General features: G+C 45.2%; 22 protein-coding genes and 1 pseudogene. 11 read left to right on the top strand and 12 right to left on the bottom strand.

Features of this window, described 5'->3' with window-relative positions; all coding sequences use genetic code 11:
- Positions 1-60: 60 nt before the first annotated feature.
- On the bottom strand, positions 61-873 hold the full coding sequence (locus tag QUA25_RS26340) for an alkaline phosphatase PhoX (protein ID WP_333042374.1): 813 nt from the start codon (positions 871-873) through the stop codon (positions 61-63).
- A gap of 1,049 nt (positions 874-1,922) precedes the next feature.
- Between QUA25_RS26340 and QUA25_RS26335 the strand changes: the two genes are divergently transcribed.
- The 3 genes from QUA25_RS26335 to QUA25_RS26325 all read left to right on the top strand — a co-directional run bounded on the left by QUA25_RS26335 (position 1,923) and on the right by QUA25_RS26325 (position 4,997).
- On the top strand, positions 1,923-3,287 hold the full coding sequence (locus tag QUA25_RS26335; protein WP_333042373.1) for a P-loop NTPase fold protein: 1,365 nt from the start codon (positions 1,923-1,925) through the stop codon (positions 3,285-3,287).
- 175 nt (positions 3,288-3,462) lie between these two features.
- On the top strand, positions 3,463-4,458 hold the full coding sequence (locus QUA25_RS26330) for a shikimate dehydrogenase (RefSeq protein ID WP_333042372.1): 996 nt from the start codon (positions 3,463-3,465) through the stop codon (positions 4,456-4,458).
- 107 nt (positions 4,459-4,565) lie between these two features.
- Positions 4,566-4,997 (top strand): hypothetical protein, encoded by a 432-nt coding sequence (locus QUA25_RS26325; RefSeq protein WP_190657424.1) that lies wholly within the window; start codon positions 4,566-4,568, stop codon positions 4,995-4,997.
- Positions 4,998-5,256: 259 nt separating this feature from the next.
- Here the strand turns inward: QUA25_RS26325 and QUA25_RS26320 are convergent, their stop codons facing one another.
- The 3 genes from QUA25_RS26320 to QUA25_RS26310 form a co-directional block, all read right to left on the bottom strand.
- The gene (locus QUA25_RS26320) at positions 5,257-5,544 is read right to left on the bottom strand and encodes a YggT family protein (RefSeq protein ID WP_333042371.1); all 288 of its coding nucleotides are present in this window, start codon (positions 5,542-5,544) and stop codon (positions 5,257-5,259) included.
- A gap of 229 nt (positions 5,545-5,773) precedes the next feature.
- Positions 5,774-6,097 (bottom strand): hypothetical protein, encoded by a 324-nt coding sequence (locus QUA25_RS26315; RefSeq protein WP_333042370.1) that lies wholly within the window; start codon positions 6,095-6,097, stop codon positions 5,774-5,776.
- Positions 6,098-6,298: 201 nt separating this feature from the next.
- Positions 6,299-6,673, bottom strand: a complete 375-nt coding sequence (locus QUA25_RS26310; protein ID WP_333042368.1) for a YkgJ family cysteine cluster protein — start codon at positions 6,671-6,673, stop codon at positions 6,299-6,301.
- Between the two features lie 350 nt (positions 6,674-7,023).
- Here QUA25_RS26310 and psb30 point away from each other — a divergent pair, with 350 nt between their 5' ends.
- Positions 7,024-7,164 carry a photosystem II reaction center protein Ycf12/Psb30 gene (gene psb30, locus QUA25_RS26305; protein WP_015175616.1) on the top strand — a complete coding sequence of 47 codons (141 nt, stop codon included), beginning with the start codon at positions 7,024-7,026 and terminating at the stop codon, positions 7,162-7,164.
- A 121-nt stretch (positions 7,165-7,285) separates the two neighbouring features.
- Here the strand turns inward: psb30 and recJ are convergent, their stop codons facing one another.
- On the bottom strand, positions 7,286-9,367 hold the full coding sequence (gene recJ, locus QUA25_RS26300) for a single-stranded-DNA-specific exonuclease RecJ (RefSeq protein WP_333042365.1): 2,082 nt from the start codon (positions 9,365-9,367) through the stop codon (positions 7,286-7,288).
- 371 nt (positions 9,368-9,738) lie between these two features.
- On the opposite strand from recJ, the gene QUA25_RS26295 reads away from it, so the two are divergent.
- Positions 9,739-10,644 (top strand): bestrophin family ion channel, encoded by a 906-nt coding sequence (locus QUA25_RS26295; RefSeq protein ID WP_333042363.1) that lies wholly within the window; start codon positions 9,739-9,741, stop codon positions 10,642-10,644.
- A gap of 80 nt (positions 10,645-10,724) precedes the next feature.
- Here QUA25_RS26295 and lnt read toward each other — a convergent pair whose 3' ends face one another.
- From lnt to QUA25_RS26280, 3 genes are all read right to left on the bottom strand, one after another.
- Entirely contained in the window at positions 10,725-12,461 is a 1,737-nt protein-coding gene (lnt, locus tag QUA25_RS26290) for an apolipoprotein N-acyltransferase (protein WP_333042377.1), read from the bottom strand.
- 187 nt (positions 12,462-12,648) lie between these two features.
- A complete protein-coding gene (psbA, locus tag QUA25_RS26285) occupies positions 12,649-13,731 on the bottom strand; it encodes a photosystem II q(b) protein (protein ID WP_333042362.1) in 1,083 nt (360 codons plus the stop codon).
- Positions 13,732-14,283: 552 nt separating this feature from the next.
- Entirely contained in the window at positions 14,284-14,631 is a 348-nt protein-coding gene (locus QUA25_RS26280) for a histidine triad nucleotide-binding protein (RefSeq protein ID WP_172188364.1), read from the bottom strand.
- Positions 14,632-14,846: 215 nt separating this feature from the next.
- Here QUA25_RS26280 and QUA25_RS26275 point away from each other — a divergent pair, with 215 nt between their 5' ends.
- Positions 14,847-16,376 carry a YifB family Mg chelatase-like AAA ATPase gene (locus QUA25_RS26275; RefSeq protein WP_333042359.1) on the top strand — a complete coding sequence of 510 codons (1,530 nt, stop codon included), beginning with the start codon at positions 14,847-14,849 and terminating at the stop codon, positions 16,374-16,376.
- Between the two features lie 810 nt (positions 16,377-17,186).
- The gene (locus QUA25_RS26270; protein ID WP_333042357.1) at positions 17,187-18,572 is read left to right on the top strand and encodes a hypothetical protein; all 1,386 of its coding nucleotides are present in this window, start codon (positions 17,187-17,189) and stop codon (positions 18,570-18,572) included.
- Positions 18,573-18,873: 301 nt separating this feature from the next.
- Here QUA25_RS26270 and QUA25_RS26265 read toward each other — a convergent pair whose 3' ends face one another.
- Positions 18,874-19,716, bottom strand: a complete 843-nt coding sequence (locus tag QUA25_RS26265) for a hypothetical protein (protein ID WP_333042354.1) — start codon at positions 19,714-19,716, stop codon at positions 18,874-18,876.
- A 457-nt stretch (positions 19,717-20,173) separates the two neighbouring features.
- Here QUA25_RS26265 and QUA25_RS26260 point away from each other — a divergent pair, with 457 nt between their 5' ends.
- A complete protein-coding gene (locus QUA25_RS26260) occupies positions 20,174-20,308 on the top strand; it encodes a hypothetical protein (RefSeq protein WP_333042352.1) in 135 nt (44 codons plus the stop codon).
- Between the two features lie 158 nt (positions 20,309-20,466).
- Here the strand turns inward: QUA25_RS26260 and QUA25_RS26255 are convergent, their stop codons facing one another.
- Complete coding sequence (locus QUA25_RS26255; RefSeq protein WP_333042351.1) at positions 20,467-20,865, bottom strand: DUF4342 domain-containing protein; 399 nt, start codon at positions 20,863-20,865, stop codon at positions 20,467-20,469.
- A gap of 398 nt (positions 20,866-21,263) precedes the next feature.
- Here QUA25_RS26255 and QUA25_RS26250 point away from each other — a divergent pair, with 398 nt between their 5' ends.
- Positions 21,264-21,389: a hypothetical protein gene (locus tag QUA25_RS26250; RefSeq protein ID WP_333042350.1), complete on the top strand. Its 126-nt coding sequence runs from the start codon at positions 21,264-21,266 to the stop codon at positions 21,387-21,389.
- Positions 21,390-21,603: 214 nt separating this feature from the next.
- Here the strand turns inward: QUA25_RS26250 and QUA25_RS26245 are convergent, their stop codons facing one another.
- Positions 21,604-21,741 (bottom strand): hypothetical protein, encoded by a 138-nt coding sequence (locus QUA25_RS26245; protein ID WP_333042349.1) that lies wholly within the window; start codon positions 21,739-21,741, stop codon positions 21,604-21,606.
- A 557-nt stretch (positions 21,742-22,298) separates the two neighbouring features.
- Here QUA25_RS26245 and QUA25_RS26240 point away from each other — a divergent pair.
- Positions 22,299-23,783 carry an ATP-binding protein gene (locus tag QUA25_RS26240; RefSeq protein ID WP_333042348.1) on the top strand — a complete coding sequence of 495 codons (1,485 nt, stop codon included), beginning with the start codon at positions 22,299-22,301 and terminating at the stop codon, positions 23,781-23,783.
- Positions 23,784-24,338: 555 nt separating this feature from the next.
- Complete coding sequence (locus tag QUA25_RS26235; protein ID WP_333042376.1) at positions 24,339-24,980, top strand: IS630 family transposase; 642 nt, start codon at positions 24,339-24,341, stop codon at positions 24,978-24,980.
- Between the two features lie 26 nt (positions 24,981-25,006).
- Here QUA25_RS26235 and QUA25_RS26230 read toward each other — a convergent pair.
- Positions 25,007-25,282: pseudogene (locus QUA25_RS26230) on the bottom strand (IS1 family transposase); the annotation flags it as partial.
- Positions 25,283-25,360 lie beyond the last annotated feature (78 nt).

Genomic DNA, 25,360 nt, shown 5'->3' with positions numbered 1-25,360 from the left:
TAAAGGTTTCATCCTATTTTACCTTTTTTGGTCTACCCCCTTGACAATTTGCACTTTTTCTTAACTTGTCACAAATGTTGCCTGCGGCATATTCTTAATCTTCAGCGCTTGCAGAGTGCCCCCGGCGCTTAAATTGTTCCGTTGAGATGGGATAAAGCGATAGAAGAGGCTATCTCTTTGGTCTTCAGTCTCGTAGACAATTCCGGTTTTGGGGTCGATGGCTACCGCTTCATGGTTAAACCGTCCCATCGCAACTAAAGGTACGGGATTCACAGGAGTTGTTGCTTGAGCCGGCACTTCAAAGTTGTAGCCGTGAGATTTCGATACATTTCTCGCATCGTTTGGTCTAGGTCTATTAGTCGCCGGCGTCGAGACATCCTCCTCGCAAGTAATCCAAGAACCCCAAGGGGTCGGGCCGCCGGCACAATTTCGATAGGTGCCGGTAAGCGAAGCGTAGTGCTTGATGAGCTGACGATTGGGTCCAACCTGTAGTGTGGTTGTCCCTCCTTTGCAAAGAGGATCGTAAGGATTTGAACCCACAACTTGTGTTGTAGAATTCGGACTCAGTTCGTGATTGCGAACCAGAATCACCGTGTTTTGGGGACCTGGGAAAGCCGCCATGCCATCGTGACCACCGGGCACAGGGGAACCGTCGCTCATCATTTCGCCCGTTCGTGAAAAAGCCCGATACTGAAACCCACGGGGTAAATCTAACAACTTATTCGGATCGGGTACGAGGGGCCCATATCCTCCTCCAAATACTGATTCACCATTCGCCTTTTTGGTATACAGCGCTTGTAGAGGAGACATCATCAAAGTGCCAGCAGCACTCGCTCCTGCTAAGGTAAAAAACTTTCTTCGTGATAGTTGCATGAGCTTTTCTGGTGAATTAAACAAAGCATACTAAACCTGCATCAAGAGCAAGATAAGGTTGGTTTAACTTCTGATTAAGGTGGTCTCATAGCTGTTTAAAGTCAATCCAGCGGCTCGTAATTGGGCGACCACCTGATTCCAAATAAGACTGTAGCTGCTTTTACTAATGAATAGGAAGGCGCTGTGGTACTGACTGAAATAGTGTCGTTTTTGCGGGAGCCAAAATTAATTGAGCCCGGGAAGAATTTTACGAAAATTCCTAATTTTTAAGTTGGCGTTCTGGCGAGCTACAGGCTCGTCACAGGCGACAACCCCGCTGCGGCAGCACGTGTCGGTCACAAAATGGTAGAATTGATAAAAAATAAGTAGAAAAAAAATCACGCCTAGAAACCCGGTTTCTTAAACAACACCTTCACATCTATAGCAATCCTAAATCATTTGTGAATTTCTTACTCCCTCCCCTTAGTAAGGGGAGGGTTGGGGTGGGGTAAAAAAGTTACGACTCCTGCAAGGATTGCTATAAGTCACAAGGCTCTAAGAAAGTAGGTTGGTTGAGGCACTCGTACCCAACGCCATCAATTTGAGATTTGAGATTTTAAATGTTTGCTCCCATCTAAAATCTCAAATCGCCAATCTAAAATCTGTTGTTGGTTTCGCTTCACAAGATCCCAACCTACTGGGAAAATGGCGAAGGTATTATTAAAAAACCTGGTTTCTAGATACTTAATTACTACCTGTTTTTTTCGGTTAACCGTACTCCAAAATCCACTTTGAGCCGAGAACATTACTGCCACATTTTCGTCAGTGATGTAAATGAAGTCGCGCTCGCTGTACAACGATGAATTACTTAGTTGTGAGAGGTATTAGTGAATTCCATTCATTCCAAATACGCAAAAATTAAGTATAATCTTTTAGTGCTGGTTTAGGGATGTACCAAAATATTGAGCGCCCCGTCAAACAGCAGGATAAACGGGCAACTTGTTCGGATTAGTAAAATAGCTAAATGAATAAGCTATTAGGGCATAATGTTGTGAAAGATGGAACAGGGTATGGAACTAAATTTACAGAAATTTTATAGCGCCTGCAATCCCAGCTACACCCTGGCAGTAGCAAATCAACAAGACCGACAATACTATATCGATTTCTCTTCAGTGCGAGGCGGCACAATCGTCGAACAATTGGAGCGCACCATCAGCCGTCTGTCCCCCGATGCACCTACCTGTCAATTATTCACCGGTCACATCGGCTCTGGTAAATCAACAGAATTGCTGCGGCTGCAAGCTCAATTGCAGCAACAAGGATTTCATGTTGTTTACTTTGAGTCGAGTAAAGATTTAGACATGGCAGATGTAGATATCACTGACATTTTGTTGAGCGTTGCTCGTCAGGTGAGCGAAAGCATCGAGAAAATGAAAATCAAGCTGCAACCGACGGGTTTTAAAGCTTTGCTCAAAGGGGTTGCTGATGTTTTTCAAACTCAAATAGACTTGAGCGCTGAAGCTAATGTCCCTGGTTTTGGGGAAATAAATGCCAGCACGGAGGGAGAATTTTCTCTGGCGTTGGGAATTGGCAAAATTACTGCTAAGGCGAAAGATGCTCCGAATCTGCGATCGGAGTTGAGGCAATATTTGGAGCCGCGAACTAACGTAATTTTAGATGCGCTTAATAAGGAGTTGCTGGAGCCGGCTAATCAAGAACTCAAACGCCAAGGGAAACAAGGACTTGTAGTAATTATCGACAATCTCGATCGCATACACCTGTGCGCGAAACCGACGGGGCGGCTTCAGCCGGAATACCTGTTTGTCGATCGCGGTGAACAGTTGGCAAGACTAAATTGCCACGTCGTGTATACAATTCCTTTGGTGCTGATTTTCTCTAACGATTTGGGCCAGTTGACCAATCGATTTGGGGTAGATCCGAAGGTTTTGCCAATGGTGCCGGTGCAGTTGAGCGATGGTTCTGAGTGCTCTGAGGGTGTGGAATTGCTGCGGCAGATGGTTCTGGCGCGGGCTTTTCCGACGGTGCATCCTTCGCAGCGCTATGCTTTGGTAGGCAAAGTTTTCGACTCTGCCGAAACTCTCGATCGCCTGTGTCGAGTCAGCGGCGGTCATGTCCGCAATTTGCTGCAACTACTGTATGGCTGTCTGCAGAAACAAGACCCTCCTCTGTCGCGGGAAACTTTGGAAAATGTGATCATCCAGCGCCGCCACCAGCTTACTTTGGCGATCGAACCGGAGGAGTGGCAATTGCTGCGCCAAGTATCCGCTACCAAAACTGTGAACGGGGAAACTAAATACCAAATCTTGCTGCGGAGTCTCTGGGTGTTTGAATACCGTTACGGCGAGGATTATTGGTTTGATGTCAATCCGATTTTGGCTGACGCCAAAGAGTTTCGGCAAACAGTTGAGAGTTGAGAGTTGACAGTTAACAGTTGACGGTTTACAGTCACTCGGCGAGGAAAATCGCTTTTGAACCAACGAAGTTCACTGCTAGCCGACGAAAGAATAAGGGCCCAACTGTAGCAGGATCTGGTATGAAATAACAAAACTAAACCGTTAACAGTCAACTCTCAACACTCAACTAACAAAAATGATTAAAGGCACTACTAAACTGCTGGGAGTAATTGGCCATCCTGTCGAACATTCTCTGTCGCCGGCAATGCACAATGCTGCTATTTCCCACTTGGGAGTCGATTTTGTTTACTTGCCGTTTCCAGTAAAACCAGGGGATTTAAAAGCTGCTCTTGCAGGATTTGCTGCGATCGGCGTTCGCGGATTTAGCATCACGATTCCGCACAAACAAGCAATTTTACCGCTGTTGTCGGAAGTTTCCCCGATCGCCCGAGCGATCGGCGCAGTCAATACCGTATACCTGACTGACAAAGGTTGGTGCGGCACAAATACTGACGTTGAAGGCTTTCTCGCGCCGCTGCAAACGGGGGTTTTTCAAACTTTCCAATCAGATTCAGATCCCCCCCGCAGGGCGGGCACGGGGGCACCGCCCCTACAAAGGGGGGAGAATTCACTCAAAGTCCCCCTTCTTAAGGGGGATTTAGGGGGAGCTCCGGGTTCCGATTGGAGTCAGAAAGTAGCAGTAATTTTGGGGAATGGCGGGGCGGCGAGAGCTGTTGTGGCTGGATGCGCTCAATTGGGATGTGCAGAGATTCATGTTGTCGGCCGCAGCGAACAAAATTTAGCGGAATTTCAGCAGAGTTGGGTCAATTCTCCGATGCCCGTGCATAATTTGCAGGTGCATACTTGGGAGAATTTGTCAATGTTAATCTCGCAGGCAGATTTGTTGGTGAACACGACGCCTGTGGGGATGTATCCGCAGGGGGAAAAGTCGCCGGTTGGGGAGGGTGCGCTCGATCGAATTTCAGCAGGGGCGATCGTCTATGATTTAATTTACACCCCTAATCCTACCCAGTTTCTCAAAGATGCGAAGCTTCGGGGAGCGCGAGCTATTGACGGACTCGAAATGCTAGTTCAACAAGGAGCAGCCGCCTTAAAAATTTGGCTCAACAAAGAATCCGTCCCAGTCGATGTGATGCGCCAAGCCTTGCGACAGCATTTAGGTCTAGATTAATGCCATTTCTTAAAAAAGTAGCTGTAGTTTTCCGAATTCCTAGAAGTAGGAATTTGAGGCTGAATTCGCGCTAAGCTGAGAATTAAAATATACTTGCCCCGCAATTTATGAAATTTCGAGCTATCAGCCTTTTTTTTGCTACTTGCCTAATCGGAATTTTTAGTTTGGTATTTACTCCACCTGCTTGGGCTCTGACGCAGATTAAACTTTCCGACCTTTCTTATCGCGAATGTCCGGCAGAGATGGGAGAAGGAACAGTCACCAGTGGCAGTTCTATGGAAGCTACCTGCTTTTTGATTACTGGGAAAGCTGAAAATAGCACGGGCAAACCAGTTGTCAATGCCGATATTTTCGGCCGCATTTATGATGCTGACGACAATCCGGTGATGCAAAACCGGACTCGCTTGGGTTCTATAGAAGAAGTTCCTCCCGGAGTTAGCGATTTTCAGCTCAGAATTTCGGTTGCCGCCAATCAACGAACACCTTTGAAGCTCAAGCAATTTAAAGCTACAGGTTTTACTGGCGTGGTTCGCCGCTAACGAAACTCTTTGAGATTTTAGATTGCTGATTTGAGATTTTGGGTTTGCTGTCCGTGAAACCGCGAGGCAGTTTTGGATTGTAGATTTTAGATTTGAGATTGTTGAGTGGCTGGCAATTTCTCATTTCTCATGTACGATGAACTCCCCAGCTTTTCAACCGGGGAGTTCATCTAAAAATCTCAAATCTAAAATTTAGTTGCCTGCAGCTACGTCTGCCAAACAATTTACGCTCGATGCTTAAAAACTTAAGCTTTTCAAACTACAAGGATGTTTGCAAGCTGGTCAAAAGATTGATCAAGAATTCCGAGCCGAACTGAAGTACAAAAAAAGCAATCAGTGGCGAAAAGTCAATCCCTCCCAAGGGGGGGATAATTGATCGGAATAGATTCAGGTAAGGATCTGTTAACTGACTCAAAATCGAAAACGGGGGGTCGTACCAATTGATATTCGGGAACCAGCTTAATAGCACCCGAAAAATCATTAGGGCTACATAGATTTGCAGAAAGGTGGACAGCGTGGTTGCCAAAAGGCCTATGGAATAACTCATATATTCTCGTTGAAGTTTGAGTAAAGTTTACAGACACTTTAACTTAAAGTTTAGCATAGGTGGGGGAGAGGGGTAGCATGAGGCTGTTTACGGGCGGGCTAGAAGAGTAACGGCACAATAAAATTCACTCTTGGCTTCACAGGCCTGAAAGGCCTGTGAAGCGAGAATGGTGCAAGATGTCAGTAGCGCGCATTGATCTGCCCGACTAATCTAAAATCTTAAAAAGGAGTTAGGAGTCTTGAGGGATCGAACCCTCGCTGCCCGGCGCCGGCGCGTTGCCGTTTACGTCGCCGAGTTGCAGCCGCACGTCATCTATTGCCTGATTAAGCTGGGCAATTTTATCTTCTAAACTCAGCCTTGCTACTTCCATGCTGTCGGCTTCGAGTTGGCTGGCTTTCCTCTGGCGGATTTTTCTGGTTTTTGCGTCTGAAGGTTCATTCAGCAAAGCTTCAGCAGCGCGCCGCGACAGCACCGCACCCAAAACTGCACCCACCAAGCCGCCAACTGCAGCTCCGGCAATAAATCCCCCTGTAAAACCCTCTCGATTACTCATAGCTCAACTCAACTGCGCGATATTTCCTTGATTTGTTTATTTTGACACTCTACCGGTGAGAAACTGGGAGATTGTTAGTGGTGAGGTAGTAGGCGTTGCCCCATTTGAGGAGGATGGTTGTGGGGTGTCCCGCCTGCTGTGAAAATACACGCCTTCGGGATCAGGGGCCCATCCCCCAAAAAAATCAAAATTATCCCGCAATTATGAAACACCGTCAGGTAAGGCGAGAATTCCGACTTCAGAGTTAAAGCGGATCATTTCCAAAGATCGATCGCCATAAAGATCTTCAATGTGCTCCAAGCAGCACTCGATCGCGAAATCGTTCAATTGGGCCGGCTCAACGCCGTACATTTCCTGAAACACCTCTGAGTCTACCCGACAAAAGCGCGGTCGATCGGCGTAGATTCCGCATTCTCGCGTCGCTCTGTCAAAATTGATACACCAACCGTCCTCTCCGACTAAGCTCAAATAGAGCGCTAATTCGTCTTCAGATAAATACTCGTCTAAGTCTGGGCGCTCTGTTGGGTCGAGGTAACAACAAGCACCGCACTGCTTTACGCAACGCCAAGTAGCCATAGTTTGATTTTAGATTTTAGATTTTAGATTTTAGATTTTAGATTCGGAGCATTATGTGGAAAATGCCAAACTTTAGGAGATTGGGGCTCTTAAAGTATATCAATTGCCAGCGCCGGAGACGGAGATTCCGAAGGGGCGGTTCGATTTTAGATTTTAGATTTTAGATTGGGGGCACTTTCCGGGAAGGGGCATCAAGTCCCTGGTTTCCTGTGACTGAGAGGTCGATCGTAGTTTACATTTTGTTGAATTTTGTAAAGTTCCTTAAAAAATATGGTCGATCGCCCGGTAAAATCAGAAGCGGATTTTCTAATTCAACAATCTAGACTTAATCACTACAGTCAGGAGGACAAATGGACTTTATAACCGATCTTTTCAGTGGTCTGGGTGGTGTAGACTACCAACTCATTGTTCAGGTAGCTTTACTCGCAGCCGTCGTGCTTTCTGGCCCGATCGTGATTTTTCTCTTGGCAGCTAAAGGCGGCGACCTGTAATTATAGCACGCTCCGGGGCGATCGAGAGTTGGGAGTTTTGAGTTTTAAATTATTCAAAATTCACAACGCTCGATGGCCAATTTTCCCTGCTGCACGAGCTTTCCTATCAAATACCGAGTTATTAAATACCCAGGGCGTGTTTAGCAGTTTGAATCAAATTCTCAAAAAAAGGTAGAGATACATCGACTTCTCTAGCATCTTTGCGGGAGTTACCTAACAAACCGATGTTTTGTCCGGGTGAAACAGCCAGAACTTGCCCTTGAGAGTTGCGAATTCTCAATTCCTCGATCGAGCCTGCAGGGGATAGACTGCAAGAATAAGTGCGATCGCAATAATCAAACTCAACTTTTCCGAACCTCGGCGGCCTGGAAGTAGCAGCATTTGCTGGTAGCCGAACGCCCAACAATTCTAACTCAACTGATGTCTTGCCATTAAAACTATTTTCGCGCAATCGGTAAGCAATATCAACCCGCCGAGGTAAAGGAAAATATTCCCCCCAACGCCAAGCAATCGCCTTCACACTAGCCGATACATTTCCCTCTTGAGTTGCAGTTAGTTTAACGTGACCTCCTTTCCCCACAATTTTCTGTTCAGTTATGCAAACATTAGGCGTCCAAAAGACAGGAGCCTTATTTTCAATCCCACAAGGTTCCAGAGCATCAATTTGTCGGTAAAGGTCAAGATTAATCTCAGCCAAATCTGCTCGCACGTCAACTGAAACCAGCGGTTTTAGGTGTTCCGGCTGCAAACATTGATTAGCAAAAATTGACAGTTGATTGCGGAATTGTTCGAGATTCTGGGCCGGCATAGAAAAACCGCCAGCCGCTTTGTGTCCGCCAAATTTAGTTAATAAATCAGCGCAAAAATTCAGCCCGTCAAATACATTAAACTCAGGAATTCCCCTCGCCGAACCCCTGATAATTTTATGGGCGACCGCCCCTACAGCCTCATCCTCAAAAGTACCAATAAACACAGGTACGCCGTAGCGTTCCACCAACCGAGAAGCTACAATCCCGATAACCCCGTGGTGCCAACCCGGTTGCACGACAACTAAAACTCGTTCTTGCTGCAAGTCTATCGCCCTTTCCTCGCACCAAGCGATGGCTTCCTGCTCAATTTCCTGGCACAACTCCTGCCTGCGCTGATTGATTTGTTCGCACTGCATCGCGTTTTTCAGAGCCAATTCGCGATCGTCCGTAGTCAGCAACTCTATGACAATTTGAGGGTCAGCCAGCCGCCCGACAGCATTAATCCGGGGCCCCAACCGAAAACCAATATCTTCAGGCTTTAACGTATTGCTAGCTTGGCTTTTTGAATTCAGAAGAGGTAAACTTTCCCCACTTCCCGGTTGCACTCCCGCCACCTGAATCAAAGCCTGAATACCAGCCAGTTGCGAGTGAGGCAACAGCCGCAAACCCCGCTTTACCCAGCGCCGATTAACTCCTGTCAAAGGTGCTAAATCCGCAATAGTTCCTAAAGTAAATAACTCCAGCAGCGGATTCACCAACCCGCCCACTTTCTGCAGATCCTGAGCCAAAGTAATCGCCAAAACATAAGCAACGCCTACGCCAGCCAAACCGCGATAGGGTGAAGATTCCGCAATTAATTTCGGGTTGAGAATAGCATCTGCAGGGGGCAGTTTTGGCGGCAAATCGTGGTGGTCTGTAATAATAACTTTGACACCGAGTTCTCGCGCTCTGGCAACGGGGCCGTAGGCTGCAATTCCGTTGTCAACAGTGAGAATGAGAGCGACACCTTCCGAGTGAAATTCTTCTACAATGCGATCGTTAATCCCATAACCTTCTCGCATCCGGCTCGGAATAGCATAATCCACATTCGCGCCCAGAGCCCTGAGAGCTCGCAGCAACAAAGCCGTGCTCGTCATCCCGTCAGCATCGTAGTCGCCGCAAATCGCAATTTTTTGCCCTCCCGAAATCGCCTCCCGCAACAATTTGACACTCGCAGCCAAATCTGGAAACTCATCCATTGGCGCGGGCAAAACCAGAGATTCCGGTTCGATAAACCCTTGCACTTCATTGAGAGAATCGATGCCCCGGTTAATCAGTACCTGTGCCAGCAAGGGCGACAAACCGATTTCTGCAGCAAACTGTTCGGCTTGCTGTGTTTGAGGCGAATAAATTTGCCACCGTTGGTTTGGCAATCGGTGAAAATGCGGGGGCACAGATGTCGGTAGCTCTTGCACGGAAGCTGAGGTTTAAAGATACATAGTTAATCTTACCGAATTAAGTCACTGCGTCAATCAATTGTAGATTGTAGATTTTAGGTTTTAGATTGAGCGTAAAGATGAGTTTTTTGGGTAAAATCCAAAGGTTGTTTGTAGGAAAGCTTTTTTTGGAAGCTGTCACCGCACCCAAATAGGGATACAAGCGCTGACAGCAGTCGTGGAGACCAAAAAATTTTAGACCAAAGTTCAAACCTTCGAGATTTATCTGTGGAGTCTATCTAAAATCTCGAATCTCCAATCGACTGGTGGCAGCCGAAGAACTAAGTTTACCCGGCATTTGCGCTGCCCGCGCTAGGGCGGGGCTAATTTAATTTAATGAGGAGACTTGCATGAGTGGCGATCGACCACCTTGGTTTAAAATTGCATTACAGGTTCGGGGGTCTGTCATTCCCTCAATTTTGCCCCGCGTTTTGCTGTGCGGCGGCTTTGGAGTTTTTATTTCCCTGCTGCACTTTTTAAAGTTGCCGGTGTCCATGCCCATTTTGTCGAGTATTGTACCGAGTATTGTCCTGGGTTTACTGTTAGTTTTTCGGACAAATACAGCCTACGAAAGATTTTGGGAAGGTCGAAAAATGTGGGGAACTTTAGTCAACAACGTCCGCAATTTGGCGCGCCAAATCTGGGTAGCCATTGAGGAAAAAGACCCGCAGGATATAGACTTAAAAAAGTCAGCCCTGCGCCTGTTACCTGCCTTTGCAGTGGCGATGAAACTGCACTTGCGGCAACAATCAGTCAATCCAGAGTTGGAGCCGTTAATGTCCCCCGCGCAGTACCAAAAGCTCAAATCAATGAATAATCCGCCGCTAGAAATTGCCTTTTGGATTGAGGATTATATGCACGAGCAGTACGAGCGCAATTGCGTGGATGTTTATCAGTTAACTGGTATGAATGAGTTGCTCAACTCTATGATTGATGTATTAGGTGGCTGCGAGCGGATTTTGAAGACGCCTATCCCTTTGGCTTACGCGATTCACCTGAAACAACTATTGTTGCTTTACTGCTTGGCACTGCCCTTTCAAATGGTAAACGATTTGACTTGGGGAACCGGCCCTATTGTGGCTTTAATTAGTTTTACTTTGTTCGGCATCGAAGAAATCGGCATTGAAATAGAAAATCCCTTCGGACACGATGCTAATGATTTGCCTTTGGACAATATTTGTGCTGCCATGCAGCGCAATATCGACGATTTAATTTCTTTATCTCCTAGCGTTCACGAACACGTGAAAGATAAGTAAAGTCATTCGATTTTAGATTTTAGATTTTAGATTTTAGATCTTAGATGGGTAGATAAAATCTAAAATCTAAAAGCTTGGGGTTAATTTTTAACAAAAAACCGCATTAACCCAGCCAATACTAACAATACAGGTGTCAGCCAATCTCCCCACCGCACGTACAAAGTCCGAGTTTGCCGCCGATAAATAGTAGCATCCCGGACTTCATAGGTATTAATTCCAGACTTCCAAACCGTCTCGCCGCGAGGATTTACAAAAGCAGAGTAACCCGTATTAGTTGCGATAGCTGCCCATCTATCCGTCTCAATTGCCCGCATCACATCGAGAGCGTGATGTTGATCCAACATGGGCGGTTTGTAATGGGCATTGTTGGAAGCTGTGATCATAAATTCGCCTCCATTCGCCGCCTGATATCGGAAATTTTCCGCAAACGCCGAATCGTAACAAATTCCGACAATGGCGCGCCCAAACGGCGTATCAAACAATTGTTTAGAATTGCCTGGTACTAAATGAGCATCTAAGGGGGAAAGCCGATTAATAATCCCACCTAAAATTTCGTAAAAAGGGATATATTCGCCTAAAGGCACTAGCTTTAGTTTATCGTAGCGACCGACAATTTCTCCAGTGCGATCGATCGCCAATAAGCTGTTAGTGATACTATTCTCTTGCTGTCCAAATCCTCCAACCCAAGCCACAACGCCGCGTTCAAGAATAGCTTGGTAAAAAGAAAGAGTAGAACGTTGATACTCGTTTGTCCAGATAAAAGGTAAAGCCGTCTCTGGAATTAACACAGCATCAACTTTCGTATCTGCTAACTGTTTGTATCCAGTTGTGTAACCTTCCAAAGCGCGCCCCCAGCCCCCTGAATCAAACTTAATCTCGTTAGGAATATTGCCTTGAATAATGCCAATCTTTAAAGCGCTTGCAGGTTCTTGATTTAAAGGGCGGTTGTATAAGCTCCATCCTGCAATATGCAAAACTAAACACAAACTAGCAGGCAAAATATAAGCAATCCAATTATTCCTTCTTCCTTCTTCCTTCTTGTGTTTTCCTTCAATAAAAGCTTCGGCGATTAAGCCATTTACTGCTACAAGAGCGGCTGTTACTGCGCTGGGCCCGGAGAGTTGACCGAGGTGCAATATTGCTAAATTGTGCGGGCTTTGCGTATATGATAGGGATGTCCACCACAGCGAACCTGTACTCCAAATACTTTCTAAGGCGCACCACAAAGCTGTGCCAATTAAAACGCGAGTTAATGCTGAAAATTGAGCTTTATCCCCCCCAGCCCCCCCTTGTAAAGGGGGGGAGTTAAGAATAAGAATAGGATTTTTGTCTGGTAAAGTTAGGGAGTTGAGAATTACAAATAGCCACGCCCAAACGGCGACTAAGGCGGCTCCCCAGAGGGTGATAAATGCCCAGCAAAAAAGTGCGATCGCCAAACTCGGCCACCAAGGAACTCCCAACCAAGTCATCGGATGAATTCCCATAATCCAAGATAAAGCTAATCCGTGATAGCCAATTCCCCAGAGTGAAGGAAGAAGGAAGTTCGGCAACGGATTCTGTAACGGATGTAACGGATGGATGTTGAGGAAAGAAGGAAGAAAGAGAAATTTTTGTTTTTGTTCTTCTATTTTTGGCTTTTCATAACTAACAACCAAAATCCACAGGGGAGCTAATGCTACCCAAGCCAATAGCCAAGCATTTACTGGTGCGGTTGTCAATGCCATCAAAATGCCGCTGAAAAATGCGATCGCCCAGGCTAATGTTTTGGATTTATGAACCACGAGTTTTTCAAATTTGTGCCTGTTAAATATCGCCACTTTGATGATTGCCAAAAATAATAATTCCTAATTAATATATCAGATTAATCCGGAAGAAGGAAGCTGGGCAACGCGCAGGGTATGGGATTTAACGGATTTAACAGAAAAAAATCTCTCAAATTCTACTTGCCAAAACAAAAAGCGCCCCTATTTCTAGGAGCGCTTTTTGTTAAATCAAAAGCTAAATTTAGCCGTTGATAGAAGGAGCAACCAAAGCTACGGGAGTTGTTTCACCAGCAGCCAAGTCGAGAGGGAAGTTGTGAGCATTGCGCTCGTGCATTACTTCCATACCCAAGTTAGCGCGGTTGATCACATCAGCCCAAGTGTTGATGACGCGACCTTGCGAGTCGATAACCGATTGGTTGAAGTTGAAACCGTTCAAGTTAAACGCCATCGTGGAAATACCCAAAGAGGTAAACCAGATACCGACAACGGGCCATGCACCTAATAAGAAGTGCAAAGAACGGCTGTTGTTAAAGCTCGCGTATTGGAAGATTAACCGACCGAAGTAGCCGTGGGCTGCAACGATGTTGTAGGTTTCTTCTTCTTGACCGAATTTGTAACCGTAGTTCAAAGATTCAGTTTCGGTTGTTTCGCGAACCAAAGAAGATGTTACCAAGGAACCGTGCATGGCGGAGAACAGAGCACCGCCGAAGACACCAGCAACTCCCAACATATGGAAGGGGTGCATCAGGATGTTGTGCTCGGCTTGGAACACGATCATGAAGTTGAATGTACCGGAGATACCCAAGGGCATACCGTCAGAAAAGCTGCCTTGTCCGATCGGGTAAATCAAGAATACTGCGGTGGCTGCTGCAACTGGTGCAGAGTAAGCGACGCAGATCCAAGGACGCATACCTAAACGGTAGGACAATTCCCATTCACGACCCATGTAGCAGAAAACGCCAATGAGGAAGTGAAAAACTACCAATTGGTAGGGGCCGCCGTTGTACAACCATTCATCGAGGGAAGCTGCTTCCCAGATGGGATAGAAGTGAAGCCCGATCGCATTCGATGAAGGAACAACAGCACCTGTGATGATGTTGTTACCGTACATCAAGGAACCAGCAACTGGTTCGCGGATGCCGTCGATGTCTACTGGAGGAGCAGCGATGAAGGCGATGATGTAGCAAATGGTGGCACTCAGCAAGGTGGGAATCATCAAGACGCCGAACCAACCGATGTAAATCCGGTTGTCAGTGCTAGTTACCCACTCGCAGAACCGTTCCCAAACGTTGCCGCTTTCGCGACGCTGTACGGTTGTTGTCATTTGGTTTATGATGGCTTAATTGAATTTTCAAGGTTCGTTGTGGGAATGCCCCACGCTTATATTAGTAACACTATTCACTAAAGTTTGCCAAGGGATTACTGTTGACAATTTAAACATTTTACAAACTTTTACAAAAACTTGATATTTCGTAAATATTTGTAGTTTTTTACAAATTAAAATTACACATTCAACGGGTTATATACAGCGACCACAAGAACAGAATCTATTGCCTGTAGGTTGGTTCAGCAGTTAAAGCACATTATTTTTGTTCATGTCGATTCTCTTTCTATTTAAATATTTCTTAATTAGGTCGTGAAGAGATGATTTTTAATATTAATTCACATATAACCGGTGGATTCTGCGAGGGTAAATTTGTATCGGGAGAATACTGAAAACCAGGTTTATCGTGCGATCATCGGGCTGCATTCTCAATAATCTCCAATCAACCGGGTTTATTGACGAAAAAAGAAACCCGGTTTCTAAGGCGCTTGGCAATAGAAATAAACCGAGCTTCTGAGGATGAGTCCGTAAGTTATGCGTAAAAATTAGGCTTTAGCCTGGGGGCCACTTCATCTGCCGACCGCCGAGAATGTGAAGGTGCAGGTGGTCTACAGTTTGGCCGCCGTCGCTGCCACTATTAATGACGACGCGATAGCCGTTGCTAAGTCCGAGTTGTTCTGCTACGCGCTTGACAGTCAGCAGCAAGTGTCCCATGAGAGCATGATCTTCCGACTCGGCATCGGCTAATTTGGCAATAGGCTGTTTGGGAATGACGAGAATGTGGACGGGCGCTTGCGGATGGATATCTCTAAACGCGAGGGCCAAGTCGTCTTCATAAACGATGTCTGCCGGAATCTCTTTGCGGATGATTTTGCTGAAAAGCGTTTCTTGAGTTGTCATGGGTGTTAACGAAGTTCGGCAACGAGCAATGTACGGGATGTAACGGATGTAACGGATGTCGGGAAGAGGGAAGAGGGAAGACCCAGCAGGAGAGAAGGAAGAGGAGAAAAAGAAGAGGCAAGGAAAAGTTTTTCTTGCCTCTTCCGATATTCATTAGTCATTGTTAATCATAATAGATGATGAATCAAGGACAGGCAAATTAAGGATAAAGAAAAATGCTTGCTAGGGTGTGGAGTGCATCGATCGTTGGAATTGACGCGGTAAAGGTTGGTGTGGAGGCTGATGTGTCGGGGGGGCTACCGAAAATTGTGGTTGTGGGGTTGCCAGATTCTGCGGTGCAAGAAGCTAAAGAAAGAGTTAAGGCTACGCTAAAAAATTCGGGATATGGTTTTCCGATGCGGAGTATTGTGATTAATTTGACTCCGGCGGATTTGCGGAAGGAGGGGCCGAGTTTTGATTTGCCGATCGCCATTGGCATTTTAGCAGCATCGGAACAAGTCAGCGCTGAACTTTTGGGAGATTATTTGTTTTTAGGGGAACTTTCTTTAGATGGGAGTTTGCGGCCTGTGGCTGGGGTTTTGCCGATCGCTGCTGCTGCTCAAAAAATGGGTATTTCAGGGTTGGTTGTACCGGCTGGTAACGCGCAAGAAGCGGCTTTGGTGCACGGAATATCTGTTTATGGTTTTGAGAATATTTTTGCAGTTACTGATTTTTTGAACAATCCTGAAGCTTATTCGCCTGTAGAAGTAAACGGTCGAGAAGAGTTAGCAAAAACGCGGTTTCCGGGTTTAGATTTAAAGGATGTAAAGGGGCAAATTCACGCGCGGCGGGCTTTGGAAATTGCGGCTGCGGGGGGACACAATTTAATTTTTGTGGGGCCGCCAGGGAGCGGTAAGACTATGTTGGCGAGGCGTTTGCCGGGTATTTTGCCGCCGCTGACTTTTGATGAAGCTTTGGATGTGACTCAAATTCATTCGGTGGCGGGGTTGTTGAAGGATAAGGGAAGCTTGGTGGGCGATCGACCTTTTCGCAGTCCTCACCATTCGGCATCCGGCCCTTCTTTGGTAGGTGGCGGCAGTTTTCCGCGTCCGGGTGAAATTTCTTTAGCACATCGCGGCATACTTTTTCTGGATGAATTAACTGAGTTTAAAAGAGATGTTTTGGAGTTTTTGCGGCAACCGCTGGAAGATGGTTATGTGACGATTTCTAGAACTAGACAATCGGTGATGTTTCCGGCTCAATTTACATTAGTGGCAAGTACGAATCCTTGCGCTTGCGGTTATTACGGCGATTCGATCCAACAGTGTACTTGTTCGCCGCAAAAGAGGGAGCAATATTGGGCAAAACTTTCGGGGCCTTTGATGGATCGGATCGATTTACAAGTGGCGGTTAATCGTTTGAAACCCGAAGAAATTACGCGACAGCCGACGGGGGAAGAGTCGGAACCGGTGCGGGTGAGGGTGCAGCGGGCGCGAGAGCTCGCAACTCGCCGTTTTCAGTCGGAATCTAGTTTGCGCTGTAATGCGGAAATGCAAAGCAGCCATATTAACAAATGGTGTCAGTTGGATGAGGCTTCTCGGAATTTATTGGAGATGGCGATTCGGAAGTTGGGGCTGTCGGCGAGGGCTAGCGATCGCATTTTGAAGGTTGCTAGAACTATTGCTGATTTGTCGGGGGATGAAAGCTTGAAAACGAATCATGTGGGGGAGGCGGTGCAGTATCGGACGATCGATCGGATGCAGTAAGTCAGCAACGGCTCAAAAGACACAATAACCCGAGCCCCGACTTCTTAAAGAAGTTAGGGATCTAACAGTTGATTCGGCGATTTAAATCATTTCTAAACCTACGAAGTCCCAGCAGAGGGGGACTAAGGGGTTAAGGGCGTATTTAAGCTCGATTGATGTTGTCCAATTATTTAATTGAGCCAGTGAAACGCCCCGATGTTCCTATGTTTATTGTCTGATTGTGTGCTGCATGGTGCCAGGATCACTGGTGACAGTTGCGTAAGTTCTGTTAGTGTTATATTGGGGGAAGCGACAGCAAACCAAGGCAGCAGTTAAAGTGGCGATCGAGGAAGCTTTAGACCAAATGCCCGAAAGCTAATCAACAGAAGTGTATCAGCGCAAATATCAAGAGTTTTATCAGCAGGTCTACGAATCTTATTCTGAGGCCACACGCAGTATCTATACCACCGCAGCTTGAAGCTGGTGTCAATGCCACCCACCCCCAGCTTTTGTCAAAAATCCCTCATAATTTCATCAAAAATTAATCAATTTTTTACCCACTTTTTGTCATTTTTACTGTAATTTATGATACCGATCACCCAAGTTGCGCGAATCTTCACAACGGCAGAATTTTTAATATTTAATTTCCCGCTCTCGCTCTCCCTCGCTCTCCCTCCCTCTTCCTCCCTCTTCCTCTTTCCCTGGCCCCCTCTCCCTGTATCACCCTAAAATTTAAGATTTTTGAGTGACGAATCATGGCACGATCGCAGCGCGTTTTGATACCATGCAATCAAGCGCAAGACAATCAGGGAATGCACTGGAGGTGTGTAAATGGAGCTTTTGGCAGAACAAAAACGGTGCTTGGATTGCTTGGTAAGCTCGATCGAGCAATTGGGAGGTCGAGTAGACATTCCAAAGCTGGAGCAGATAGCTGAGCTAATCATTCAAACGATGAGAGGGCCTTGGCGCTACTTTCACACGTCGGAACACATTTTTGAGGTCGGGGGGTCAGTCGATCCGATCGAGGTGCTGGCTGCGCTGTTTCACGACCTCGTGTACGTGCAAGTCGATCAGGGCGTTAGTTTCAATATTAGCAGCGCCCTTTGTCCTTTTGTCAAAGAGGTGCGATCGCAGTTAGTTATTAGAGATGAAACCGAACTGCCCGACGATGCCATGTATCAGCTAGTGGCCTCAGTATTTGGGTTTATTCCCGGCAAGACTCTCTCTCCGTTTGGCGGCCAAAACGAATTTTTGAGTGCCGTTATTGCTGCCAAATCTTTGGAGCCTTTTTTGCCAGCTAGTACGATCGCTGAGATAACAGCTTGCATCGAAGCTACTATCCCTTTTCGTCCGGTTGCGCCCAGCGGTTTGAGCGCGATCGAAATTTTGCACCAGCGTTTGGTAAGTATAAATCGCGATTTTAACTTGGGATGGAGCCCTGCAGAAATCGTAGAACTTGTCAAGCGTGCTGTCAGGTTAGCAAATAGAGATGTCGAGAATTTTGCCTCTCCAAATTCCTCTAATTTCTTAGACAATACCTGGAATTTGATGCCAGAAACCAACCACGAATTGACCAATGTTAATTCCTATACTGTTGCCGGATATCGCAGGTCTCTGCAAAAAATGGAAGGATTTTTGAACTTCCTCAAACCCGAACTGGTTTTCCAGCAGTTTATGCAAGAGCCGGACGATGAAACCTACGCTAACCTGATTGCCCGAACTCGCAAAAATATCGAAGTTGCTAAACTTTATCTGGGGGTCAAGCTAATTACTATCGCTATTTTAGAAGCTCTTTCCTACCGTTTGGGGCGCGATATTCCACTTTCAACTATGATGGGAGAATTGCGTACACCAGGATTTAAAACATCGGTTTTGGAGGATTACTTGCCCAACAGACAGAGCGCCTACCCGTTAGACAGTCAGTTGCAAAGAGAAGTGTTAGACCTGCTAGAAATAGGACGCAATCAAGAATCGCGCTATGATATTAAAAACTCTCCGGTTTCTACGTTTATTATCAAATCTATCGGCTTTGCTGAAACAGAAAACTTTTTGAAGAAAGCTCAAGAGTTTTTTGCAGATCCTACTTCTTCGGAAGAGTTTCTCTCTTACTGCGCTCCCGATGTCATCGAGACCATCTCCTCCGGCGTGATGAAACTCTTTGATAGCAGAAAGACGGCTTTAGGGAAAGTTAAATTAGTTCACCAAACAGTTTCTTAGGATAGGTTGGCACCATCTTAAAACGTTTCCCATCGCAGAAACCTGGTGTCTTGAGTTCAGCCACAATGTCCGGTTAGTCTGAGATGTTGCACCATTCTCAATAACGGGCTCTGGGGCCCCTTCCACAAAGAATGAGTTTTCTTGTGGGGAGTAGGTGTTTGGGAAGAGAGCCCGCCCATAGCAGACTTATTGACAATGGTGCAAGATTTCAGTTTAAACCATAAAAAAAAGTCCTCTTTAAAGGACTTTAGCTATGAGTCTGGGGTTTGAACCCCAGGCGGACTAATTCGACATCAAACTTCTATTGCGGTGAACCAGTCGCACCCTCTGCGCCGGAGTTGCTCTCAGGTACAGCCGTATCCGTAGGATTAGAATCGCTCTGGCTTTCGGTATTAGTTGAGCCGCTCGTACCTGCTCCAGAAGCGCCCTCACCTTGAGTTGGAGATGGAGTAGCTGAACTCTCAGGTGCTGGAGTTGGCGAAGTGGAAGCTGGCTCCCTCTGCGAATTCGGAACCGTACTATCGGTGTTATTTGACGGCGAAGATGGAGACGGCGCTGCTTGTCGAGCGGGTGCATCTTGCTGCTGTGAATTTGGAATTGTAATATTGATATTGGGAGCCGGACTTGTTTGAGGAGCCGGAGTTGCCTGTTGAGCTGGACTTGGTTGAGGAGCCGGCGTAGCTTTTTGAACAGGAGATGGTTGAACCGGAACCGGAACAATCTTTTGAATGATCGTTTTTTCTCTCTCTATAGTCCTAGTCGGAGCTGGTGTTGCTGAAGGCTGATTTGCTTTCGGTACAACAATCACAGGAGCAGCGGTAGGAGTAGGAGCCTCCTCGCCCCGATTGAAGTAATATACACTGCCCAGAACTAAGCCTACCAAAGAAGCCAGAAGAATCCCTAACAGTAACCCGCGACCAGCATTCTCGTTATCCCGGACTTCTTGGACTCCAACTTGGCGGTGGTTTTCGGCCATTTCACCCTGTACATAACCTTGGTGATGAGCTGCTTCTTTAGAAGCCTTACCCGTTGTACTCGGAACATTTGTAGTGGTTCGCGTTGTACTGACGTGACCGTTAGTTGCATCTGTGTGAACTTCTTGATGAATTTCACGGCTAGAGCTATTTTCTTCGTTAGGTTTCATAATTATCTTAGCCACAATTATTCAAAAAATATTTGTCTCTAGGAGATTCTCTGGTTTGAAAACTTGAGCTCAGCTGTTGAGCAGTTAAATCACTTATTTTGATTTACTGTCAAGATTCAGGTGTAAGCGTTGGGTGTTTGGCTCATACCAGTTTAAATGCTTAACAGCTTTCTGCTTAGGGAGTTTAGAGAACTGTTGGTTTCTCCTTCATCTGTATTAAATATAACGGGCCAAGGTATTAAGCAGGCTCTACCCTCAGAGTGATTGCCAGAGTCCCCAAAGGAATAGAATTAGCCGGACTTCAACAAAGAAGACCGGCTAAATGAGTTATTTATAATGCTTGCTCTGCAAGCATATAGCAATCGCAGGAGTCGTAAATTTTTGAACCCACCCCAATCCTCCCCGAAGTTGCGGAGAGGAAGTAATAAATTCACAAATGCTGCGAGGATTGTTATAGATGATTCATGACACCCTTACAAGTGGCAACTTTACCGTCGGAGTGGGAAGACAATTCATCAGAGAAATCTGGAAACAAGAGAAGGGAGTAGTAAGAGTTACTAGCTTTCTATTCATCAAGCCACTTTATGCTTGAAATTTGTTTAAATCCGGTTAAATAGCCACAATTAAGTTTTTAGTAATCAAGGCAAGTTTTTTCTTCTCCATCAAGAGAGGATAGTCGTACTCACGACCAACAAGCTTTATTACGGGAAATTAACCGGACAGAAGCCTTACTAACAACTGAATTTTTTTTTACTCGGTTCTTTCAATGATGATAGTCATGTGAGCAACTAATGCACCTATCGCTCCTACTGCTGCAATGACTGGAAACAAGGCCGCACCAATCACTCCACCGACTACTCCCACTGTCAGAGGAACTTCTACCAAGATCCGTCCCTCTTCATTTTTGATAATGATGCGTCGGATATTTCCTTCGTGAATCAGTTCTTTAACTTTAGCAACCAAATCGTCGCCGTTAATTTTCACCTCCTCGACGCTAACTTTTTGCTGAGTATAAGCTGGGGTTTCTAAAGGAGTTGTTTCAAAATTAACCTCACTAACTTTTTGGGAAGAAACTTTTTCAGATACAGGTATTGATTCGAGTTCTCTTGTCCCGACTGGTTCTTGTTCGCGATCTGTAGGTGTGTCCATTTTTTGTTCTCCTTTTAGGTAAAAGTATTTTTGTATAGAATTATATTGAATTATAACACGCAACTTTTTTTGAATCAATCATTCTTTTGGGTGATCTTGGTGCTGCTGTCGTGATTTTATGAAGGTATGATGATGAAAATTCACTCACTCTCTCGCTTCTGGGCTTATCCCATCTGTCCCTCTCTCCTTGTGCAGTTTAGTTAACTGTCTGCTTCTGGTCCTCGCGTCGCCCCACCCTTGAAAAACCTCCAATTCAGATAGCCAAAGGATGAGAGCGACTTTCACACTCTCACAGACTCAGACTCAACAGGTGTACCGGTTGAAATAGTGACATTGTACTGAAAGTACGATCGTCCCGCCGTGTATAGAGTTACAACCTCTTATTCGGGAAACCGCACATGGAAACCGTCGCTTACTTTCCTCAAATGTCATTTGAATTTAACTCAGTGCGATCGCCCAACCAAACCCGACGCCCCGATGTTCCTCAAATCAACATCTTAGAGTTTCTAATGAGAATTGCCTAAAATCAAGGGGGAGGAGAAATAATAATGCTCGAAATATTATCGTAACCAAACCAACTTCCTGAAATTGAAGTTGAAGTTGGTGGGGAAAAGTCGGGTAAAATAAATTTATTTCTTTCTGCTTCCTCTTGATTCTCCGTGTCGGAGTTGCCAGCGACAGAGTTTGAATCTCAAGTTGGTGGCCCGACGGTACTTCTGTGGAAACTTTTAAGGCACATTAAGGGGATGTGTGGAATGTGAGTTTTATTTGCGATCGCACAACTTTAGCATCTCCTGGGAAAAATTCGTCGGTGAAGCTTTGGAGGCTCGATGCGAGTAAAGTATAAGCTGCCCAACTTGACAAATTGCTCGCCATCGGCTGTCCCTGGCTCGGAGACAACCTACAATACAATCCCCAGGTTGAGTGCGATCGGCAATTTGTGCAAAAAACTGACAATTGAGATTTATTAGCAATTGCCGGAAACCTGTTTTGCCTGAATTTTAAAATCGCCCGATCGGCTGCCGATTTGTCGCTATTCTTGTCTTATTGTAATATAATTTTACGCAAGGGGTAATGCGAAATGTACTGCCACAAGTCCCAGATGTCTATCCATCTGAACCAAATTAATGTCATCAAACATTAAAAATAGTTATGACTGTTATATTCGGATTAGTAAAATCTTGGATATATAAAATTCAATACATAGTCAGGTTTCAAAGGGGTGTCTGCGGTTAAATCAATCTAACCTGCAATATATTTTCGGGGGACACCAGCACGATTTAAGGCAAAAAATAGTCCTGCTGAATTAACTGGATTCGAGGGAGCAGAGGGAAGTTGATGACCAAGCTATAAAAAGAGTTGAAAAGGCCTTCTAAATAGTAGGCAAGACTCCAGCAGCCAACCACAACTGCCAATTACCAAAGGAGGGAGCAGTGTATGAAACTGACGGGTTGAGTCCCCTAAAATCGCCGCTTGGTTTGCGATCGACTCTACAGGAATTAACCCTCTACGATTTTTTCCTAGAGTCTGAGTGTCCGGGGGACGAAGTTGCTAAAATTTTTCAGGCAAACCCTTTACTTCCCGGGATCATCATCACTCAGAAAGGAAAGTTTACAGGGATGATTTCGCGGCGGCGTTTTTTTGAACACATGAGCCGCCCCTACAGCTTGGAGTTATTTTCTCAACAGCCTTTGTTGATACTCTACCGCTTTACTAAAACTGATATGTTGGTTCTCGATCGCGAAACCTCAATTATGACTGCAGTGCGGCAGTCTTTGGAGCGATCGCCCGAATTAATCCACGAACCCATTGTAGTACAAGTCGAACCGGAAACTTACAAACTTTTAGACGTACACCAACTGCTGCTTTCTCAGTTGCAAATTCACGAGTTGTCAACAGTGGCGATGCGCGAGTCGCAAGCGCAATTAAGACATCAAGCCCAACAGCTCGAACTTGCCCTGCTGGAACTTCAGCGCACTCAAACTCAACTAATTCAAACAGAGAAAATGTCTTCTTTGGGGCAGCTAGTTGCAGGAGTAGCTCACGAAATTAACAATCCGATCGGCTTTATATCTAGCAATTTATACCACGCTCAAGAGTACACGCAAGCTTTAATGCGGATGCTCGACATCTACCGACAGCACTGTCCCGAACCCATCGCAGCAATTGAAGCGGAAGCCGAAAAAATCGAACTCGATTATTTGCTAGAAGACTTGCCGAAAGTCTTAAATTCTATGCAGCAAGGTGCAGAAAGAGTGCGCGACATCGTTTTGTCGCTGCGGAATTTTTGCAGATTAGACGAAGCTGAAATGAAGCAGGTCAACATTCACGACGGTATCAACAACACGATTATGCTGTTGCAAAGCCAGCTTAAAGGGAAACCGGGGCAGGAGGCGATCGAAATTCACAAAGAATACAGCGACTTGCCGCTGGTGCAGTGCTATCCCGGACAGCTCAATCAGGTATTTATGAATATTTTACTTAATGCAATTTACGCTCTGGTTGAGTCTCATAAATACGAAAATGTCGATAAAAAAAACCCTCAAAATTGCCACTTAGGCGACCAAAATCAGTCTTGTACAACGACTCAATCTTCACTTTCTAAGTCTAGCCGCCTGATTCCTACGATTCGGATTCGCACGGAGTTAATTGAGAAAAAAAAGGTAATAATTAAAATTTCTGACAACGGCCCGGGGATGACAGAAGATGTTCGCAAGCGGTTGTTTGACCCTTTCTTTACTACTAAGCCTGTCGGCCAAGGAACGGGTTTAGGACTGTCGATTAGCTATGAAATTATTGTCAACCAACACGGCGGGGCATTGAAGTGCTTTTCGGAACCGGGCAAAGGAGCAGAATTTGCGATAGAAATTCCACTTCAACAGTCTTCCCTAGCACATATTTTGCCTCGCTTTGCGTGATTGAACAGAAGGAAGATGGAAGATGGAAGATGCAAGATGCAAGAAGCAATATAAACTTAGGGACTCGGCTGTTGAAACCGCAGGGTAGACGCATCTTAACTTTAACCCCAAATATGCTACAGTTAGAGCCGACTAATTTTCTATGTAGTTTCTTGTAGTGTGGTGGTGCTAAGTAGTTATACAGAATTAATTACACAAATACATAGTAGAATGATAAGCTGTTGTGCATCTAATTTGAGAGTCAATTTTTCTACAATTATTGTGGAACGGGCATCCTGCCCGTCTCTGGATTCAATTTAAATGCGTAAAAGCTTATTCCAGGCAAAATTATGAGTTAATTACAATTTCATATAATGTTTATCAGGGAAATAAATCCTCTTTAGTCTAAGTTGCTAGAGCGAATTTATCGCCAAAGCAGACATCATCAGGTACGTCACGCGAGCACATTGCCTCATATTAGCTTCGCAAGGAGTAAAAAAAATAGAGTTGATGAATATTTTTAAAATAAGTTATAAGACCTTCTATAACTGGTTCAATCGGTAGGAAGTAGAGGGAATAGTAGGAATTTATAATAAACCAGGAAGAGGTTCTAAGCCACTATTTAACGCTTCGCAAAAAGCCCAAATTAAAGAGTGGGCTAAACAAGAACCAAGGCAATTAAAAACGGTTAGCCAAAAAGTTCAAGAGGCCTGGGGCATAAGTCCTAGTCCAAACACAATTCAAAGAATACTAAAAAATCTGAAGATGAGTTGGCATCTCCTTCGTAAAGAAATGGCAGGAAAGCATTTCTCCCAGGAAGATCAAGATAAAAAAGCACAATTAGAAGAATTAAAGCGATTGGATGATGAAGGTCAAATTGATTTATCTTACTTGGATGAAATGGGATTTTCTTTGATTCCTTGTGTTCCCTATGGTTGGCAGGATATCGGAGAATATTTAACAATTCCTAGTCGTCGTAGTCAGCGAATGAATGTACTAGGAATCCTGAAGCGAAATAACCATCTTGAAACTTATATTTCATCTCAAAGTATTAACTCTGATATGGTTATTGCCTGTATGGATGCTTTTTTCCCCACACTACATAAGCCAACGGTGATTGTCACAGATCAAGCTTCTCTTCATACCAGTGATTCTATTGTCTACAAACTTGAAGAGTGGAAACAACGTAATATTACTCTTGGTAGTCATTTTTTGTAAAGGACAGAGAAAAACAATCGATCTTGTTATGCAATCCCCATTTTTTTTCTGACTTGTTGGTTATATTCGTGGATGAAGTTCCAGATTGCCCCGATATGATTTTCTAGCTTTTTCGAGAATGATAAGGTTTTTCTCACTAACCTTGATATTCTCTGTCTTAACGTGTTGTTGAGCCTTTCAATATAATTCGTTAATCCGGTCTCCTTTCCTACCGCAAAATGCCTTTTGCTTGGCACTACCTTTTCATACGCCTCCCACATGTCTGTATACACCTTGGCGCACTGCTTATATACCCCTGGTAATCAGGGTAAGCGCACGTTAAATAGTAGCTCAGGATACAGATTAATAAGCCAGATCCTGAAATTAAAGGTGCAATGCTA

This window comes from Microcoleus sp. Pol17C6 (assembly GCF_036701145.1).
Lineage (GTDB): Bacteria > Cyanobacteriota > Cyanobacteriia > Cyanobacteriales > Microcoleaceae > Microcoleus.
The sequence above is the reverse complement of the archived record's forward strand: the minus strand, read 5'-3'. Positions and strand labels throughout refer to the sequence as shown.

Coding starts and splice junctions, on each gene's coding strand:
- QUA25_RS26330 (WP_333042372.1), top strand. CDS start 3,463: ATGATTAAAGGCACTACTAAACTGCTGGGAGTAATTGGCCATCCTGTC.
- QUA25_RS26325 (WP_190657424.1), top strand. CDS start 4,566: ATGAAATTTCGAGCTATCAGCCTTTTTTTTGCTACTTGCCTAATCGGA.
- QUA25_RS26295 (WP_333042363.1), top strand. CDS start 9,739: ATGAGTGGCGATCGACCACCTTGGTTTAAAATTGCATTACAGGTTCGG.
- QUA25_RS26260 (WP_333042352.1), top strand. CDS start 20,174: ATGATTCATGACACCCTTACAAGTGGCAACTTTACCGTCGGAGTGGGA.
- QUA25_RS26335 (WP_333042373.1), top strand. CDS start 1,923: ATGGAACTAAATTTACAGAAATTTTATAGCGCCTGCAATCCCAGCTAC.
- QUA25_RS26275 (WP_333042359.1), top strand. CDS start 14,847: ATGCTTGCTAGGGTGTGGAGTGCATCGATCGTTGGAATTGACGCGGTA.
- QUA25_RS26270 (WP_333042357.1), top strand. CDS start 17,187: ATGGAGCTTTTGGCAGAACAAAAACGGTGCTTGGATTGCTTGGTAAGC.
- psbA (WP_333042362.1), bottom strand. CDS start 13,731: ATGACAACAACCGTACAGCGTCGCGAAAGCGGCAACGTTTGGGAACGG.
- psb30 (WP_015175616.1), top strand. CDS start 7,024: ATGGACTTTATAACCGATCTTTTCAGTGGTCTGGGTGGTGTAGACTAC.
- QUA25_RS26255 (WP_333042351.1), bottom strand. CDS start 20,865: ATGGACACACCTACAGATCGCGAACAAGAACCAGTCGGGACAAGAGAA.
- QUA25_RS26320 (WP_333042371.1), bottom strand. CDS start 5,544: ATGAGTTATTCCATAGGCCTTTTGGCAACCACGCTGTCCACCTTTCTG.
- QUA25_RS26340 (WP_333042374.1), bottom strand. CDS start 873: ATGCAACTATCACGAAGAAAGTTTTTTACCTTAGCAGGAGCGAGTGCT.
- QUA25_RS26315 (WP_333042370.1), bottom strand. CDS start 6,097: ATGAGTAATCGAGAGGGTTTTACAGGGGGATTTATTGCCGGAGCTGCA.
- QUA25_RS26280 (WP_172188364.1), bottom strand. CDS start 14,631: ATGACAACTCAAGAAACGCTTTTCAGCAAAATCATCCGCAAAGAGATT.
- QUA25_RS26265 (WP_333042354.1), bottom strand. CDS start 19,716: ATGAAACCTAACGAAGAAAATAGCTCTAGCCGTGAAATTCATCAAGAA.
- QUA25_RS26310 (WP_333042368.1), bottom strand. CDS start 6,673: ATGGCTACTTGGCGTTGCGTAAAGCAGTGCGGTGCTTGTTGTTACCTC.
- QUA25_RS26245 (WP_333042349.1), bottom strand. CDS start 21,741: ATGGCGAGCAATTTGTCAAGTTGGGCAGCTTATACTTTACTCGCATCG.
- QUA25_RS26250 (WP_333042350.1), top strand. CDS start 21,264: ATGGAAACCGTCGCTTACTTTCCTCAAATGTCATTTGAATTTAACTCA.